Annotated in this window: 1 pseudogene; it reads left to right on the top strand. The window is 61.9% G+C overall.

Annotation, left to right across the window (positions count from 1 at the left end):
- Window positions 1-33 precede the first annotated feature (33 nt).
- Window positions 34-367, top strand: a pseudogene (locus EOA16_RS32455) (FAD-linked oxidase); the annotation flags it as partial.

Here is a 367-nt window from a genome sequence, read left to right as displayed (position 1 = left end):
GTGCTTCACGCCTGGGATCATGCGCGCGAGGCCATGCGGTTTTACGATGAATTCTCCCGTGACGCCCCCGACGAGGTGAGCGTCGATGCCGCGCTCGTCACGCTGCCTTCCGGCGAACGGGCGTTCAGCATCTCGGCTTGCTATGTCGGGTCGCCTGAAGCGGGCGAGCCTGTTATCGCACCGCTAATGAAATTCGGATCCCCCATCGAAGGTCGCCTTCAGGCCGTTCCTTACCTTCAGATCCAATCGGCGGGCGACAGTCTCTTCCCACGCGGGCGACGCTATTACTGGAAAGCGCAGTTCATGCGCGAAATCAGCGATGGTGCGATCGAGGCGCTGCTCGACAGTTACGCGAGGGGGCCCAATC

This window comes from Mesorhizobium sp. M7A.F.Ca.US.008.03.1.1, assembly GCF_003997495.1.
Taxonomy (GTDB): Bacteria; Pseudomonadota; Alphaproteobacteria; order Rhizobiales; family Rhizobiaceae; genus Mesorhizobium.
The sequence above is the reverse complement of the archived record's forward strand: the minus strand, read 5'-3'. Positions and strand labels throughout refer to the sequence as shown.